Here is a 16,374-nt window from a genome sequence, read left to right as displayed (position 1 = left end):
ACCTCGCCGCGCTGGCGCTCGCCGCGGCGCTGGCCGCCTCGACCGGCACGGCCGCCGCCGAACCCGTCTGGGGACCCGACATCCCGGTTCCCGTCCACGCCATGGCCGCCGCCCAGCCCTCCGCCAACGGCTCGCGCCTGCTCACCGCGGCCCAGGGGCCCGGCCGGGTCGTCGACCTGACCGTGCACTCCGCCGCCATGGGACGACCGCTGTCGGTGGAAATCCTTCCGGCAGCGGATATTTCGAAACCCGCGCCGACGCTGTATCTGCTCAACGGCGTCGACGGCGGCACCGATACCGGCAACTGGCGCGACGGCAGCAACTGGCTCACCAAGACCGACGTCGCGGAATTCTTTGCCGGACAACAGGTCAACGTCGTGATCCCGATCGGCGGTGCGGGCAGCTTCTTCACCGACTGGCGCGCCGACGACCCCGTGCACGGCCGGCAGCGCTGGACCACCTTCCTCACCCGCGAACTGCCCCCCGTGATCGACTCGGCCTTCCACGGCAGCGGCGCCAACGCCATCGCGGGGCTGTCCATGGCCAGCACCTCGGTATTTCAGCTGGCCCTGGCCGAGCCCGGGCTCTACCGCGCCATCGCTTCCTACAGCGGCTGCGTGCGCACCAGCGATCCGATGGGACAGGTCATGGTCGACGCCATCGTCACCGGCCGCCAAGGCAATATCCTCAACATGTGGGGGCCGCCCGGCGATCCGGCCTGGGCCGCCAACGACCCCTATCTCAATGCCGCCGGCCTGCGCGGCACCACTGTTTACGTCGCGTCCGGCAACGGTGCGCCAGGGCCGCTGGACACCCTGGGCGGGCCCGGAATCCACGCCAATCCGGTGAAGCTGATCGACCAGCTCGTCATCGGCGGGATACTGGACGCCGTGGCCGCCCGCTGCACGCAGCAGCTGCGAGACCGGTTGCGGGAGTTGGATATTCCCGCCACGTTCGATCTGCGGTCCAGCGGTACGCATTCGTGGGGGTATTGGGAGCAGGACCTGCACAAGTCGTGGCCGGTACTGAGTGCGGCGCTCGGTGAGTGATGGGGTTCGTGGGGTGGGTGTGGGGGATCCCGTCGTCGCGGCCCTAGGGGCCGCGACGACGGGAAATGAAGGAAGAAGCCAGGCCGCCAACTGAGTGCGCTGAGGCCGGAAGCTGGGCCGCCTACTGAGTGGCTGAGGCCGGAAGCCGGGCCGCCTACTGAGTGGCTGAGGTTGGAAGCCGGGCCGCCTACTGAGTGGCTGAGGTTGGAAGCCGGGCCCGCTTACCTCACTGGCTGAGATTGGAAGCCGGGCCCGCCTAGCTCGCGGGCTGAGATTGGAGGTCGGAGGGGTGGCGGGTGGCTTCAGGAACGAGGATGCGGTCGGTGGTGGGCGGTGCACGACGGCGGGGTGGCGACGGGTGTCAGCGGGTTGTGCCGTCGACGAGGGGGAGGGTGCGGATTTCGGGCCAGGCTTGCGACCAGGGGTGGGAGGGGAAGCGGCAGTGCCAGATGGTGACTCCGCGGTCCACGCTCGGGAAGCCGAGAGGCTCGTCGATGCGGGCGATGGCGGTTTGTTCGGTGAAGCGGGTTTGCAGGGCCTCGCTCGGGCCGTCGACGCCGACGTAGAGGACGCTTGTCGCGGTGTCCGGTGGGGGGCCGAAGAATCCGTAGCCGCGGTTGGGGCTGTAGACGTCGGGTAGGTCGGCGGGTGCGGCGTGGTCCAATGCCGCTGCCTGCCAATAGTTCTGGGTGATGATCACCAGGCCCGGGCGCTGGTCGGGCGGCACCTTGCGGTAGGCGTCCGCCACCGTGTCGACCAGGCCGTCCCAGCCGCTCGGGCCGAAATAGCGGCTGCGTGAGTCGAGCTGGGAATACCGGTCGGTGGGTGTGTGCAGCCGAGAGATCGGCAGCGGCAGCATCACCGTGACCGCGACGCACAGTGCGGTGGCCAGCGCCAGCAGTCCGCCCCCGGCGGCCCAGGCCCGGCGGCTGAGCCCGCGATCGGCCAGATATACCGCCCCGGCCGCGAACAATCCGGGAAACGCCCCGCCGACGAAGTACGGACGCAGCCCACCGCCCACGATGCCGACCAGCCCGATCGCGATCACCGGAATCACGAAACGATAGGGCCGCAACCGATCCCAGCGCAGCCCCGCCCACATTCCCGCCACCAGCAACAGCCCCAGCACACCGGTCACCATGACGATCTGCACCGGCATATTCGCCAGGCCGCTGGTCGCCAGCTGCTCGTCGCGGACCACCGCGCCCATCGACAGCTGCGGCCAGCCGTTGCGGTGCTGCCACCACAGCATCGGAACGGCCGAGGCAACCGGAATCGCGGATCCGGCCCACCAGGCCGGGCGCCGCAGCATCTCGCGCGGACCGAAGACGAGCACCCCCACCGCCAGTCCGGCCCACACCATCGGGATCAGCCATTTCACCTGGAAGTCCACGGCCACAACCACTCCCGCGAACACCAGCAGGTGATCGCGGCGGGTGCGCACCCAGCGGATCAGCAGCCACGACACCAGCGCGGTCAGCGTCACGTCGACGCCGAACGTGGAGAGCATGGCCGACTGCATCACCGCCAGCGGCGTGGTGGCGTAGGCCGCCGCGGCCAGCGTCTGCGCGAGCCGACCACCGCCGAATTCCCGGGCGAGCAGGGCGCTGAGCACAATCGCGGCGATCGTCATCGCGAGCGCGGGCAACCGCAGCGCCACCGTCGAACCGGGAGCGACCGTATCGGCCAGGGCCGCCAGCAGCGGCACCACCGGTCCCTGGTCGGCATAGCTCGGCGCCGGGTGATGGCCGGCCGCAATGAAATACAGTTCGTCGCCACCGAATTCGTAACGGCCCAGCCTGGTGAGAAACAATACTCCGGCGAGGGCAGCGACGGCCGATACCGTGCGCCAGGCGAAAGGCGGGACATCCGCTGCCGGTTCGTTATTCGAACGGCGCACCTCGGAGCCGATGGTCAGCGCCGCGCCTCGAATTCGAGATGCGGCGACAGCAATTTCCGGCATCGAATACCTCCCCGATTTCGGCCAGCGAGAGCTGTTGTGCCGCAACGGAACAGCGACACCTCAGCCCGGCGGTCGAGGACGCCGATGTCGCATGATGCGCCGATTTCCCGGCCGTGCGGTGCGGATTTCTCCACGGCCGTAGTGCATTTCGCGGCCCGGCCGGATCGCGTCGATGGTATCCATTACGAGGCCGTCGGCGAACAGGCTGAATCGAATACTCCCCAACCGCACAAGCGGTTTACCGGATCGGCTGTGAACGTACACCACCACGATGTCGGATCATGGTGCGAATAGCGTTCGTGCACGGCGCGGACCTACCGACTCTCCCGCACCTGACCGGTCTGTTCGTTTTGCCGGGACTTGAAAGTTAGGGTTGCCGAACTTATCATTCCGGTGCATGAAGGTTTGGCTCCACCGCTCGGCGCGTCCTCCCCTGCGCGCCGTCGCCGCGGCGATCGCCGCATGCACCGCCGTCGCACTCACCGCCTGCGGCGACCTCGGCTCCCGAAACGACGAACCGGTGGTACTGACCACCTTCACCGTGCTCGCCGATATCGCGCGCAACGTCGCCGGCGACCATCTCACCGTCGAGTCGATCACCAAGGCGGGCGCGGAAATCCACGGCTACGAACCCACCCCGGGCGATATCCGCAAGGCGGCGCAGGCCGACCTCATCCTCGACAACGGGCTGAACCTGGAGGCCTGGTTCGCGCAGTTCGTCGCCGACGCCGACGCCGAACACGTGGTCGTCAGCGACGGCGTGGCGCCCATCGCGATCGGCGAAGACGCCTACCAGGGCAAACCGAACCCACACGCCTGGATGTCGCCACTGAACGTGCAGACCTACGTCGACAACATGGTGCGCGCATTCGGCGACCTGGACCCCGCGCACGCCGCCGACTTCCGCACCAACGGCGAGGCATACAAGGCACAGTTGCAGCAGGTGCACACCGACCTGATCGCCACGCTGTCGGCACTGCCGCCCAACGAGCGCGCCCTGGTCACCTGCGAGGGCGCCTTCTCCTACCTGGCCCGCGACGCCGGGCTCGGCGAGAAATACATCTGGGCCGTCAACGCCGAACAGCAGGCCACCCCGCAGCAGATCGCGTCGGCCATCGAATTCGTCCGCGCCAACCGGGTGCCCGCCGTCTTCTGCGAATCCACCGTCTCCGACGCGCCGATGCAGCGGGTGGTCGAGGCCAGCGGCGCCCGGTTCGGCGGCACCCTCTACGTCGACTCGCTGTCGGAAGCGGGCGGCCCGGTGCCCACCTACCTGGACCTGCTCCGCCACGACGCCACCACGATCAGTGCCGCGCTCACCGGGCGGCGGCCGTGACCCCCGCGATCGCCGTCGACGGCGTCACCGTCCACTACGGCGACGTACTCGCCCTGGACCGCGTCGAGATCACCGTGCCCGCCGGATGCATCTGCGGGCTGGTCGGGATGAACGGGTCGGGGAAATCCACGCTGTTCAAGGCGATCATGGGCCTGGTCCAGCCCGACCGCGGCACCGTCCGCATCGACGGCGGCCCGCCCGCCGCCGCCCGCCGATCCGGCGCACTCGGATACGTTCCGCAGAGCGAGGACGTCGACTGGAACTTCCCGCTCTCGGTCCGCGACGTGGTGATGACCGGCCGATACGGGCATATGGGCTGGACGCGCCGCCCCCGCCGCGCCGACCGCGACGCCGTCGATCGCGCCTTGGAGCGGGTCGAGCTCACCGACCTCGCCGACCGCCAGATCGGCCGCCTGTCCGGCGGGCAGCGCAAGCGCGCGTTCGTGGCGCGCGGACTGGCACAGGGTGCAACGATCCTGCTGCTCGACGAGCCGTTCGCCGGAGTCGACAAGCGCTCGGAGGCCACCCTCACCGCCCTGCTGCGCGAACTCGCTGCCGCCGGCGCCACCGTCCTGATCTCCACCCACGACCTGCACGCACTCCCCGGCCTCGCCGACCAGGCGATCCTGCTGATGCGCACCGTGCTCGCCCAAGGCGACCCGCAAGACGTGCTGCGCCCGGAGAATCTCGCGCGCGCGTTCGGCATGGACGTGCTCGACCGCGACGCGCTGCGGAAGGCCGGATGACCATGAGCCCCACCGAACTCCTGCTCGATCCGCTGTCCTACGACTTCATGACCCGGGCACTGATCACCAGCATCGTCACCGCCGTGGTGTGCGCGGTGCTGTCGTGCTGGCTGGTGCTGATCGGCTGGTCGCTGATGGGTGACGCGGTCTCGCATGCCGTACTGCCCGGAGTCGTGCTCGCCTACATCGTGGGCGCGCCGTTCGCGGTCGGTGCGGTCGTCTTCGGATTCCTGGCCGTGGCGCTGATCGGCGTCGTCCGCAACACCAGCCGGGTCAAGGAGGACGCCGCCATCGGCATCGTGTTCACCACGCTGTTCGCCGCCGGGCTGGTGCTGGTCTCGGTGACGCCGAGCCAGACCGACCTCAACCACATCATCTTCGGCAATCTGCTCGGGGTGAGCCGGTCCGAGCTGATCCAGGTCGTGGTGCTGGCCGCGATCGTGCTGGCCGCGCTGATCACGAAGCGACGCGACTTCGTGCTCTACGCCTTCGACCCCACCCACGCGCACGCGATCGGGCTGCGGCCGCGGCTGCTGGGCACCGCCCTGCTCGGACTGCTGGCCCTCACCGCGGTACTCGCCCTGCAGGCGGTCGGGGTGATCCTGGTCGTCGCCATGCTCATCATCCCCGGCGCGACCGCGTACCTGCTCACCGACCGGTTCGGCCGGATGCTGCTGATCGCCCCGACGATATCCGCGGCCTGCTCGGTCACCGGGCTGTACCTCAGCTACCACCTCGACACCGCACCGGGCGGGATGGTGGTCGTCGTGCAGGGCGCCGTGTTCACCGCGGTCTATCTGTTCGCGCCCCGCCAAGGAGTCGTCGGCAAGGCGATCGCCGCGGCACGGCGCCGGGCGGTCGCCGCGTAGTCCTGCGACTCCGGTGGCAACCATGTCGCACAATCGAGTTCATGCCCAAGCCCTGCCTGCTGCTGCAGTTGCGGCCCGAGCGATCGGCCGCCGACGACGAATACCACGCCATCGTGCGCATCGCCGAGATGGATGTGGGCTCGCTGGTGCGGATCCAGATGGACCGGGGCATGCCCGATGTGGAACTGGACGACTACTCGGCCGTCATCGTCGGCGGCGGTCCCAGCAACATCAGCAACCCCGACGACCAGAAATACGACTACCAGCAGAAATTCGAGCCGATCCTGCGGAAGCTGGTCACCGAGATCGTCCGGCGGGACTTCCCCTACCTTGGCGCCTGCTACGGCCTGGGCATGCTGGCGGACGTACTCGGCGGCACGGTGAGCAAGGAACGCTACGCCGAGACCGCCGGCGCGCAGACGATAGAGCTGACCGCCGCGGCGGCACACGACCCGCTGCTGCGGAACCTCCCGCAGGAATTCCGCGCGTTCGTCGGACACAAGGAATCCTGCCAGGAGGTTCCGCCCGGCGCGGTCCTGCTGGCACGGTCCGCCGGATGCCCGGTGCAGATGGTCCGGGTCGGCGCACATGTGTACGCCACCCAGTTCCATCCGGAACTGGACGGCGACGGATTGGCCCTGCGCATCGAAACCTACCGGCACGCAGGGTATTTCGATCCCGAAGAGGCCGACTACCTGATCGCCCTCGGGCATCGCGAATCTGTTCCGGTGCCGGGCGAGATCCTGCACCGGTTCATCACCCGCTACTGCGGGCGGGCCGCGACCGCCACACCCGGCCCCGTCGCAGACGAGACCTAGGCGGGCGGCCCGATCACGCGGTCGGGGCGTCGCCGTCCTGGGTGCCCAGGACGAAGCTGCTCTGACCGTTGCCGTCGACCCCGGCGTCGAGGATCTTGTCGTCCAGGAAGGCGGCGGCCTGCTGGTCCAGGAAGATCCGGGAACCCTCCGCGGTCACCACCTGGTCCTGTTCGGCCGGCTCCGCGGCCAGCGCCAACTGCAGCGTCTCGGCGCCGTCGTCGGTGAAGATCCGCAGGCCTGCGCCCTGCGGTGTGCCCTCCGCGGAGGTGATCGTTCGTACGACGTCGATGGCGGTGGGGGTGAGCATCAGCATTGTCGGGTTCCTTCCCGCTGTCGTGGGAGTCTCGGTCGGCAGTGCGTTCTCTCCCGGGTAGCCAACACACGGACTCCGAAACCAAACAACGGAAATTGATCTCATCGCCCCCGGTCAGGACGTTTCTCCCGGCGTTGCTGCGCCGACTATCCCCACTCCGGCGTCTCGCCCGCGGCGAGGGGCGCGCGAGCCTGGGCCACGCACTCCGACCACACGCGATCACCCAGTTCGGTGACCCCCGAATCGCCCATGAACGCGCTGGAGACCACGACATCGGGGGTCAGATCCGCCAGCACGGTCAGCGAGCCGAGCAGGGTCTCGCGGTCGCTGTGACCCTCCAGGAAACCGGCCCACCACTTCCCTTCGGGGTTGCGGACCAGAGTGTCGCCGGTGAACAGATACGTTTTCCCGGAAATGGTGGCGAGGTAGCACGCGCTGCCCGGAGTGTGGCCGGGCGTGGGAATCACCTCGAACCCCGCGGGCGCGGTGTGGCGGGAGTCGAACGGGTCGTCGACCGTCGTCTGGGTGACGTGCTCGGCGTCGCCCTTGTGGATGTGCAGTTTCGCGCCGAACCGTTCCCGGATGGTGGCCAGCGTCGGGGTGATCTCGTCCTGGTGGCTCAGGTACTGATCCGCGATCCCGCCCAGCTCCTGCATGCGGTCCAGCTCCGCGGCATGGGTGGTGTTGTAGAACAGCACATTCCCCTCGGGGCGCGTCCACAGGTAGGCGCGGGTCGTCAGCCCCGGGAACGGGCTCTCGGTCTCGGTCTCCCACAGATTCTCGGCGAGCTGCTTCATGGTGTGCTCCTTTCGCTCCTACCCCGAAGGCGCGAGATCCGATCTCGCGGCGCTGGATCCGGCGGAAAGGAGACCCGGATCACAGCGCCCAGCTGACCTCGCGGTGCGGGTGGTAGCGGCACAGCACGCCGAGGGAGACCGCCGCGCGCAGATGCTCCGCCAGTTCGGGATGCTCGCGGTCCAGACGGCGCAGGGAGTCGCGGACCCGGGCGGATACGGTCTTGCGGGCGCGTTCGGCATCATCGCCCAGGCGGCGGGTGCGCCCCGCCAGGCCCGCGGCGCCGCGCAGTTCGGACAGCAGCGCGGCCCGCTCGCGATCCAGATCGGCGGCGCGGTCGTCGGCTCCGAGCGCGACGGCCCGGTCGATCTCCGCATCCAGGGTGGTGAGGCGGCGGTGATAGGACGCCTTGGCCTCCGCGTCGAGAACCGGTGCGGCGCCGAGGGATCCGGCGGCGCGCAGCGCGGGATCGCCCGGGGTGCCGAGGAGCTCGAGCGAGGGGATGTCGTGTTCCGGATGCGACAGCAGCAGATGCAGGTCGCGCAGCCCCTTGGCATCGGGCAGATGTACGGTGCGACCGGCGAACTCGATCGTCCACACCGCGCCGTCGCGCCGGAAGACGTTCCCGGGCACCGGGCCCTCCGCCGCTACCGCCGCCGATGCCGGATTGCCGTGGGCCAGCAGCCGCAGCTGGCGCTCCGCCGCCTCGACCCACGGCCACGCCCGCATCCTGCGGGCGCTATCGGCAGCCGCGCGCAAATCCTCGGCGGCACAATCCTGTTCGCCCGCCGCGGCCGCCAGCCGACCCAGCCAGTACGCGTACGGACCGTAGACGACGCCACCGCCCGCCACCACCGCCCAGTAGTCGCGCAGCGAAGTCAGGCGCTCGCGCACCATCGCCCGCAGACCGGGCTCGTCGAGTGCGAGCGCCGCGTGCGCCTGCGCCACCAGAACCCCGGCGTGGAAATGGCGGGGATACTCGTCGTACAGGTGCTGCACATCGCCGAGCCGCAATCGAACCCGCTCGAGATCGCCGCGCAGGGCGGAGGTGACGACATCGGTCACCGCCGTGTACGAGCCCGCCATCGTGTAATAGCGGTCGACGAACTCCGCGGCCCCGTCGATGTCGCCGGTCTGCACCGCCAGCGCCCACCGCTGCTCCAGCCACAGCGGCCACCGGTCGACCTCCCCCAGACGCTCCGCCAGCGTGCACGCGCCGTCGATATCCGCCCGAGCCTGATCGAATCGCCCGGTCAGCAGCGCCAGCGCGCCGGTCCGCGACAGTGCCACGAACCGGAACCGCGGCAGCCGGGAACGGTCGGCCCGCAGGGTGAACGCCGCCAGCTCCGCGTGCGCCCGTGGATCGCCCAGCTCCAGCAGCGCGGCGCAGCGCAGCAGCGCCCCGGTGAGGTGAACCTCCTCGCGGCGCAACCGGTTTCCCACGGTGACCAGCTCATTGGCCAGTGTCAACCGGTCCGCGGCCGTACCCGGCCGCCAGATCGCGTCGTGCCGGGTCAGCAGGCTCGCCGCCAACGCGTCGTCGTCCCCGGACTCCCGTGCCAGCCGCAACACCTCGCGACTCTCGACAGCGGTGCGCTTCGCTTGCTCCGGCGATCGCGAGCGGCCGGTATGCACACCGACCCGCAGCGCCGCGGCGCGCAGCCGCACACCGAGCGGGTAAGCGTCGGAGTGCTCGCCGAGCAACAAGCGGTGTGCGCGTTCGATGCGCTCGATCTCGCGGTCGGCATCGAATTCGACATTCGCGATACCCAATTCGTTGAGGCCGAGGACGGACTGCGCGTACAGCTCCGGGTCGCCCGAGTACCCGGCGTCGTCCAGCAGCGACTCGAAGGCGTGCCGGGCATCGTCGAGTTCTCCCGCATCCGTGAGGGCGTGCGCTAATCCAAGGGTTATGTCCCCGCGCCGCCGGGCGTCCCCGGGCCGGACGAGCGCCGCCGCGCGCCGGTAGTGCTGCGCCGCCTCACCCGCCGCCAGCCTGCCGGTGGCATCGCGAGCGGCGGTGAGCAGCAAGCGAATCCGCTCGTCCGCCGCGACGGCGTCCGCGGCCAGATACGCGTGCTGGGCGACGGCACCGGGCGCGGTATCGCTCGAGCGCAAGACCGCGACGATTGCGGCGTGCCGTCGGCGCGCCTGCGCCGCATCCACGCGCTGAGCCAGCGCCTCGCGAATCAGATCGTGCGTGAACCGATACCGGTTTCCACCCACGGGCGCGATCAGGCGCGCACCGACGGCCGACGCGAGCGCCGAGGTCACCTGCCCCGGACCGACCCGACCGGAAACCGGGAGCGCGTCGGCCGAACCGGCAGCATCGAGGTTCAGGACCGGCGTCGCCGTGGCGGCTGGTTCGGGAATCGCGAGTGCCGCGGTGACGGCGGCGAGGACGGCGGAATCGAATTCACCGCCCAGCAGGGCGGCCGTGGTGAGCAGGTCCACGACGCTGTCCGGCAGGAGGGCCAAACGGGTGTCGAGGATGTGGTGTACTGCGGGATCCGATGTCGCACCGGAATATTCGCCGTCCGACTCCTCCGGTCCCTCGTCGAATCGGGTGCCCGCATGCCACAGCCGCGCGGCCTCCTCGGCGGCGAACGGATTGCCACCGGTCAGCGAGTGCAACATCCGGACTACGGCATCCGGTGGCCGGTGACCCGTTGCGGCGGCGGCCAATTCGCCGATCTCGTCGACCTCGAGGCCGGTGAGATCGATGCTGCGCGCCGTGTGCCGCAGTTCCGTGATCGCGTCGTGCAGCGGATGCGCGGGCGCGGCGACCTCGTTGTCGCGCAGCGCGGCCACCAGGGTCAGCCGCTCGAACCAGGTGTGCCGGGCGACGAACGCCAGCACTCCGACCGACGCCGGATCCGCCCGGTGCAGATCGTCGATCACCACGATCACCGGCCGCCGCGCGCACGCCGCCACCAGGGCCTCGGTCACCGCATCGCCGATCCGGAACAGGTTCGCGCCGTCCTCGCCCGCCGCGGTGTCGCCGATCAGGACCGACAGCGCATTGCCCGCCGCAGCGTCGAGCGCGGCCCACTGGTCCGGCGTGGCCGCCCGGCGCAGCCCGCGCAGCACCTGCACCCACGGCCAGAACCCGGGCGCCCCGTCCCCGCTCCACGCCGTCGCCGTGAGCACCAGGGCGCACTCCGCGTCGAACTCGCCCACCACCTCGGTGACAAGCGTCGTTTTCCCGATACCCGCCTCGCCGGAGACGAGTACCAGCCCGCCGTGGCTCGTGGTGCGCCGCAGCGCATCTCGCAACTGTCCGGCAACGTGTTCACGCCCGATCAGCGCCACGGCCGCCCGACCGGAAGTACAGAGTGACAAGTGGACATATCGGAATCCACCGTACCCGGGCCGGTCAGCCGGGTGCGGCGGCGGTGATGTGGGATGTCACGCACCGCCACCGGCCGTCACGATGCGCGAAGACGTCGGTGGTCCACTCGTCGGCGTCGAATCGGTCGCCGCGGTAATGCGCGGTATTGGTGACACGCGCGGTGTAGACGGCGAAATCGCCGTAGATCCGGATCCGGGGTTCGGTCGCTTCCGCCATCGCCGAATGGGTCAGGGCGCCGGACTCCACCAGTGCCAGGAACTGCTCCCTGGTGGCAATTCCCGTGGCCGACACCATCACCCAGTCCTCGGCCATGAACGCCCCGATCCGTCCGGCATCGTTGGCGATCATGGCCGCCGCCCAGTCGAGCGCGACCTTGCGAACTTCGGCCGTCGATACATCGTCGCCCATCACCCGATGGTAGTCGGAGCCATGGGAACACCACCGCCCGTTGCACACCGGCCGAGAGATGATCGAATCGAAGCGCGACGTGGCCTGACAACGCGGCGCTCCTCTCCCCTCCTCTGGGCATTTCGGTAAATGGTGAGTGTTGTGGTTGGCCGGGTGGACTATCGGAGAATACATGCATAGATGCGCATATTGACGTATAGGTATTGAAAATGGCTCGATCGGCATTCCCCTCTCGTGCGGCTGCGGGCAATTCGCGTCCGATCGACCTGAACGCCGACGCGGTCGAGGAACGGCACTCCCCTCTTTCGCCGCATGCTCGCGTTCGCTGCCGCCTGCACTCCCCCACCTTCGGGCAACACGGGAGCGACCGCCGTACCGTGCGGTTATCGTTCGGCTACCCTGAGTGGAGTTCGACCCACGGCAGGTCCACCAGTACCCGCAGGAGCGAGCATGCGCCCGGAACACGTGATCGAACAGGTGACCCCCAGGCTCTCGGGAGGTCACTCGTGAACGAGATCTTCAACGCCGGCCCCCCGGTGCCCGTGAACGGCGGGGGTGGCGGCACCGTGACACTCGTCGAGGCCAGCACCTTCTGCCTGTCCGACCACCTCGGCGATATCCACGCCGGCACCTCGCAGGGGCTGTTCTATCGCGACGCCCGGGTGATCTCCCGCTGGGAGCTGCGGCTGGACGGTCATCTGCCCGAACAGCTCTCGGTGCTCACGCCCGAGGCGTTCCGCGCGCGGTTCGTCCTGCGCAAGCTGCCCCGCCAGGGCGTCGCCGACAGCACCGTGCTGGTGTTGCGCCGCCGCATGATCGGCGACGGCATGCGGGAGATCATCGTGGTGCACAACCTCGGCGAGGAGGCCACCGCGATGACGGTGACGCTCACCGCCGACTCCGACTTCGCCGACCTGTTCGCGGTCAAGGCCGGGCAGGTCCAGAACAGCGGGTGTGAACTCGCCGCGGGCGACCACGAGCTACACCTGAGCGACCGCCAGGATCCGGGCCGCGGCCTGACCATTCGCGCCGACGGCAACCCCACCACGCACGCGGGCACGCTGAGCTGGCAGATCGTGGTGCCGCCGCGCGGACGCTGGCAGTCCACGGTGTGCTGCCAGCCGATCGTCGGGCATCGCGCGGTCGAGACGAACTTCGGCGACGACGACCAGGACAGCCCCACCTTCAAGATCAAACAGTGGCGGGCCACCGCCACCACCCTCACCGCCAGCGATCCGGGCATCACGTCGATCCTGCAGCGCACCGAGAGCGATCTGGGCGCGCTGCGCATCGACGACCAGGGGCCGGGTTCGCCGACGTACGTGGCCGCGGGGGCGCCGTGGTTCATGACCCTGTTCGGGCGCGACAGCCTGCTCACCTCCTGGATGGCGCTGCCGCTGGACTCGGACCTGGCCATGGGGACGCTGCAGCAGCTGGCGAATCTGCAAGGCACGCAGGTGAATCCGATCACCGAGGAGGAGCCCGGCCGCATCATGCACGAGATGCGGCACGGCCCGGCCGGAGACGAGGTGCTCGGCGGCACCGTCTACTACGGAACCGTCGACGCCACACCGCTTTTCGTGATGCTGCTGGCCGAGTGCTGGCGCTGGGGCGCGGACGAGACCGCCATCAAGGCCCTGCTCCCGGCCGCCGATGCCGCCCTGTCCTGGATCGACCACTACGGCGACGGCGACAGCGACGGCTTCGTGGAGTACCGGCGCAAAACCGAACAGGGCCTGGCCAATCAGGGCTGGAAGGACAGCTGGGATTCCATCAATTTCGCGGACGGCCACCTCGCCGACCCGCCCATCGCACTGTGCGAGGTGCAGGGTTACGTGTATGCCGCCCGGCAGGGCCGCGCCGATATGGCCGAGGCCTTCGGCGACACCGCCACCGCCAACCGCCTGCGTGGCCAGGCCGAGGAGCTGAAACAGCGCTTCGACGAGGCGTTCTGGCTGCCGCAGTCGGGGTGGTACGCGCTCGCGCTGGACGGCAAGAAGAATCAGGTGGACTCGCTGTCGAGCAATGTCGCGCAATGCCTGTGGACCGGAATCGTCGACGACGAGCGCGCCGCGATCCTGGTCGACCGGCTGGCCAACGGCGGCATGGACTGCGGCTTCGGCCTGCGCACACTGTCGTCGCGCATGGGCCGCTACAACCCGATGAGCTATCACAACGGCTCGGTGTGGCCGCACGACACCGCGATCGCCGTGGCCGGTCTGCTGCGCTACCAGCACATCCCGGGGGCGGCCGAACTGGCCGAACGGCTCGCGGGCGGCCTGCTGGAGTCGATCCTGGCGTTCGGGGCCCGACCGCCCGAATTGTTCTGCGGCTTCGAACGTTCCGGCTTCCCGTCGCCGGTGCCGTATCCGACGTCGTGCTCGCCGCAAGCCTGGGCGAGCGCCTCGACCCTGCTGCTCATGCGCTCGTTCCTCGGGCTGCAACCGGATGTCCCCAAGCGCACCCTGACCCTCGCGCCGCGGCTGCCCGACCGCGCGGGCCGGGTAAGGCTGTCGGATCTGCGGCTCGGCCCGGCCACGGTGAACATTCAGGCCAAGGGCACCACCGTCAAGGTGGACGGGCTGCCCACCGACTGGCAGCTGATCCAGCCCTGAGGTGCTACCGCACCGCCTCGACTATGCGGTCGGCGATGAATGCCTGACCGGTCGCGTTGGGGTGGAACGGCCAGGTGCTGAGCGGATGCGGGTCGACGGGATTGAGCCAGTTCGCGCCCGCCGGTTGGCAGGCGTCGCGCCCCGGCACGTCGGGGTCGGCGAAGTGACTGCCGTGCTGTGCGGCGGTCGCGGCGAGCATATCGTTCAGGCGGCGCTGGACGTCGCGCAGATACGGGGCGTCGCCCGCGGCAACGGGGATCTGCGGGAAGCAGCTGCCGCCGTCGGAGGGCAGGATCGGCAGATATCCGGCCAGCACCACCGTCGCTCGCGGCGACCGGGCGTGGATATCGTCGAGGACCGCGCCGATCTTCGGTGCCACGGCGTCGATATCGGCGGCAATCCGGTCCACTCCCCCGGCGGTGAAGTGATCGGTGCACCGGTGCCCGCGCGGATCGGCGAACGCGAACCGGGCGCAGGCCTGCAGGATATCGCTGAAATCGATATCGTCGCCGCCGAGCGTCGCGCTCACGAGATCGGTATCGGGGGTGAGAGCGTCGAACTGGGGAGCGTTCAGACCGCCGACGGGGACACCGTAGAGATTGGGCACCTGCGGCCGCGTCATGTGTTCGGTGGTGGCGGCGCTGCAGGTGACATCCACGAACTGCGCCGCCCCGACCCGCCGCGCCACATCGGCCGGATAGTTGTCCCCGGCCCGCAGACATCCGACGGGATTTCCGTTCATCCGGGTCCAGGACCCGACGGCCGCGTACGAATCCCCCAGCGCCACATAGCGATGCACGGGTCCGGCCGCCGCCTCCCCCGGCAGTCCGGCGGCACCGACAGCCACCAGCGACGCACTGAGAACCAGCCGGACGAGGGACCTCCGTCGGGGCGCCATACCGTCATTATCAGCCTCATAGTTGCCGCAGTGTGGTTGCGACACAGCTGCGATCCTCGGCGGCACGGCGTGGGACCGTCGTCGATCGACGAGATGTCCTGTGATTTGCGAGCTTTCGGCAACTCGGCGGACCCGCTCCGGCGAGTGGTCGGACCGATACCGGCAGGTGGCCGATGCGAGGTCGCTGTCGGTAGGTGACAGGAAGAGCGTCGGCCGCAAGAATCGAGCTGTCGACAGTTCACGGTCAGGGGTGACGATGCTGCGGATCCTGTTCACCTCGGAGGATCTCGCGGTGACCCGGTTCCTCCCGGAACCGGCGCCGCTGCTGGAGACGAAACTGGCGCTGCTGGCGCTCCGGCACGGGGACCGCGCGCCTTGGCACGAGCGATGGCGACACACGGCTTCGGCCGCGCTCCCGGCGAAGGCCCGGCCGCTGTGCGAACTCGTCGCGGGTTTCTCCGGAGCGCTGTCCCCCACGGCCCTCGACCCGACCGTCGACGAGGCGCTCGACACGATGGGCGGGCTCCCGGCCGAGCGGGCGCGGACGGAGATGATGCTCTGGTACGGCACCGATCGCGCCCCTCGATGGTTGCAGCACGTCGCCGAGGGCGACCGCGAGTCGTGCCTCATCCTGCAACATGCCTTCACCGGCGCCTTCACCGCCGCGGTCGCGCCCTACTGGGCCGATATCCGGGCCCGGCATCACGCCGAACTGGTCCGGCACGGGCGGCTGCTGGCCTGCCACGGACTGGCCGCCGCGCTGTCCTCGGCGGTCCCCGGCGCGCGCTGGCGTCGCAACTGCCTCGAGATCCCCGGCCCGCAGCGGCGCACGGTGCGGCTGGGTGGCCGGGGGCTCGTGCTGGCGCCGACCGCATTCCGGACCGGGCCGCCGCTGGTCGGCGACCTGCCCGGACACCCGGTGCTGCTGGTGTATTCGCCACCTGCGATGGCCGGTATCCGGGTCGGCGACGAGTCCGATCCGCTGGCGGGAGTTCTCGGCGCCACCAGATCGGCCGTGCTGCGCCTGCTCACCGACGACCACACCACGGGCGATATCGCGCGACAGCTCGGCATCAGCGCCGCGTCGGCGTCCGAGCACGCCGCGGCGCTGCGGGCGGCGCGGCTGGTCACCTGCCGCCGCGACGGCAAGGCCGTCGTCCATCGGGCCACCGCGCTGGGACTGCACCTGATCGGCGCCAACACACGGTGAAC

At 69.7% G+C, this 16,374-nt stretch carries 13 protein-coding genes; 7 read left to right on the top strand and 6 right to left on the bottom strand.

The features are described 5' to 3' along the window. Positions 1-1,049, top strand: a 1,049-nt coding sequence (locus NM1_RS10955; RefSeq protein ID WP_307719311.1) for an alpha/beta hydrolase, incomplete at its 5' end; no start/stop codon positions are given. 361 nt (positions 1,050-1,410) lie between these two features. Here NM1_RS10955 and NM1_RS10950 read toward each other — a convergent pair. Beyond that, on the bottom strand, positions 1,411-3,012 hold the full coding sequence (locus NM1_RS10950; protein WP_084519397.1) for an ArnT family glycosyltransferase: 1,602 nt from the start codon (positions 3,010-3,012) through the stop codon (positions 1,411-1,413). Between the two features lie 397 nt (positions 3,013-3,409). On the opposite strand from NM1_RS10950, the gene NM1_RS10945 reads away from it, so the two are divergent. Genes NM1_RS10945 through NM1_RS10930 form a run of 4 tightly spaced genes read left to right on the top strand, consistent with a single transcriptional unit; the run spans position 3,410 to position 6,781 of the window. Further along, on the top strand, positions 3,410-4,348 hold the full coding sequence (locus NM1_RS10945; RefSeq protein ID WP_084519395.1) for a metal ABC transporter substrate-binding protein: 939 nt from the start codon (positions 3,410-3,412) through the stop codon (positions 4,346-4,348). Further along, the gene (locus NM1_RS10940; RefSeq protein ID WP_068017653.1) at positions 4,345-5,094 is read left to right on the top strand and encodes a metal ABC transporter ATP-binding protein; all 750 of its coding nucleotides are present in this window, start codon (positions 4,345-4,347) and stop codon (positions 5,092-5,094) included. Before NM1_RS10945 ends, NM1_RS10940 begins: the two co-directional genes overlap by 4 nt. Positions 5,095-5,096: 2 nt before the next feature. Continuing rightward, the gene (locus NM1_RS10935) at positions 5,097-5,963 is read left to right on the top strand and encodes a metal ABC transporter permease (protein WP_068017651.1); all 867 of its coding nucleotides are present in this window, start codon (positions 5,097-5,099) and stop codon (positions 5,961-5,963) included. Between the two features lie 41 nt (positions 5,964-6,004). Continuing rightward, a complete protein-coding gene (locus NM1_RS10930) occupies positions 6,005-6,781 on the top strand; it encodes a glutamine amidotransferase (RefSeq protein ID WP_068017648.1) in 777 nt (258 codons plus the stop codon). 13 nt (positions 6,782-6,794) lie between these two features. Here NM1_RS10930 and NM1_RS10925 read toward each other — a convergent pair whose 3' ends face one another. The 4 genes from NM1_RS10925 to NM1_RS10910 all read right to left on the bottom strand — a co-directional run bounded on the left by NM1_RS10925 (position 6,795) and on the right by NM1_RS10910 (position 11,649). Further along, a complete protein-coding gene (locus NM1_RS10925; protein WP_068017645.1) occupies positions 6,795-7,094 on the bottom strand; it encodes a hypothetical protein in 300 nt (99 codons plus the stop codon). Positions 7,095-7,240: 146 nt separating this feature from the next. Next, on the bottom strand, positions 7,241-7,891 hold the full coding sequence (locus tag NM1_RS10920; RefSeq protein ID WP_068017642.1) for an MBL fold metallo-hydrolase: 651 nt from the start codon (positions 7,889-7,891) through the stop codon (positions 7,241-7,243). Positions 7,892-7,970: 79 nt separating this feature from the next. After that, positions 7,971-11,201, bottom strand: coding sequence for an AAA family ATPase (locus tag NM1_RS10915; protein WP_169814240.1), 3,231 nt, complete (start codon positions 11,199-11,201; stop codon positions 7,971-7,973). Between the two features lie 64 nt (positions 11,202-11,265). Beyond that, positions 11,266-11,649 (bottom strand): nuclear transport factor 2 family protein, encoded by a 384-nt coding sequence (locus NM1_RS10910; RefSeq protein ID WP_068017636.1) that lies wholly within the window; start codon positions 11,647-11,649, stop codon positions 11,266-11,268. Positions 11,650-12,155: 506 nt separating this feature from the next. Here NM1_RS10910 and NM1_RS10905 point away from each other — a divergent pair. Continuing rightward, positions 12,156-14,264 (top strand): amylo-alpha-1,6-glucosidase, encoded by a 2,109-nt coding sequence (locus NM1_RS10905; RefSeq protein WP_068017633.1) that lies wholly within the window; start codon positions 12,156-12,158, stop codon positions 14,262-14,264. A 4-nt stretch (positions 14,265-14,268) separates the two neighbouring features. On the opposite strand, the gene NM1_RS10900 is transcribed toward NM1_RS10905, so the two are convergent. Beyond that, positions 14,269-15,162, bottom strand: coding sequence for an SGNH/GDSL hydrolase family protein (locus NM1_RS10900; protein ID WP_068017631.1), 894 nt, complete (start codon positions 15,160-15,162; stop codon positions 14,269-14,271). A gap of 256 nt (positions 15,163-15,418) precedes the next feature. On the opposite strand from NM1_RS10900, the gene NM1_RS10895 reads away from it, so the two are divergent. Beyond that, the gene (locus NM1_RS10895; protein WP_068017666.1) at positions 15,419-16,372 is read left to right on the top strand and encodes a helix-turn-helix domain-containing protein; all 954 of its coding nucleotides are present in this window, start codon (positions 15,419-15,421) and stop codon (positions 16,370-16,372) included. The last annotated feature ends 2 nt before the right edge of the window (positions 16,373-16,374 follow it).

Origin of the sequence: Nocardia mexicana NBRC 108244, from assembly GCF_001613165.1 — a bacterium.
GTDB classification, from domain to species: Bacteria; Actinomycetota; Actinomycetes; order Mycobacteriales; family Mycobacteriaceae; genus Nocardia; species Nocardia mexicana.
The sequence above is the reverse complement of the archived record's forward strand: the minus strand, read 5'-3'. Positions and strand labels throughout refer to the sequence as shown.

Bases quoted from the DNA above. Each gene is read 5' to 3' on its own strand.
- NM1_RS10950 (WP_084519397.1), bottom strand. From the start codon at position 3,012: ATGCCGGAAATTGCTGTCGCCGCATCTCGAATTCGAGGCGCGGCGCTG.
- NM1_RS10900 (WP_068017631.1), bottom strand. From the start codon at position 15,162: ATGGCGCCCCGACGGAGGTCCCTCGTCCGGCTGGTTCTCAGTGCGTCG.
- NM1_RS10945 (WP_084519395.1), top strand. From the start codon at position 3,410: ATGAAGGTTTGGCTCCACCGCTCGGCGCGTCCTCCCCTGCGCGCCGTC.
- NM1_RS10925 (WP_068017645.1), bottom strand. From the start codon at position 7,094: ATGCTGATGCTCACCCCCACCGCCATCGACGTCGTACGAACGATCACC.
- NM1_RS10895 (WP_068017666.1), top strand. From the start codon at position 15,419: ATGCTGCGGATCCTGTTCACCTCGGAGGATCTCGCGGTGACCCGGTTC.
- NM1_RS10935 (WP_068017651.1), top strand. From the start codon at position 5,097: ATGAGCCCCACCGAACTCCTGCTCGATCCGCTGTCCTACGACTTCATG.
- NM1_RS10930 (WP_068017648.1), top strand. From the start codon at position 6,005: ATGCCCAAGCCCTGCCTGCTGCTGCAGTTGCGGCCCGAGCGATCGGCC.
- NM1_RS10910 (WP_068017636.1), bottom strand. From the start codon at position 11,649: ATGGGCGACGATGTATCGACGGCCGAAGTTCGCAAGGTCGCGCTCGAC.
- NM1_RS10920 (WP_068017642.1), bottom strand. From the start codon at position 7,891: ATGAAGCAGCTCGCCGAGAATCTGTGGGAGACCGAGACCGAGAGCCCG.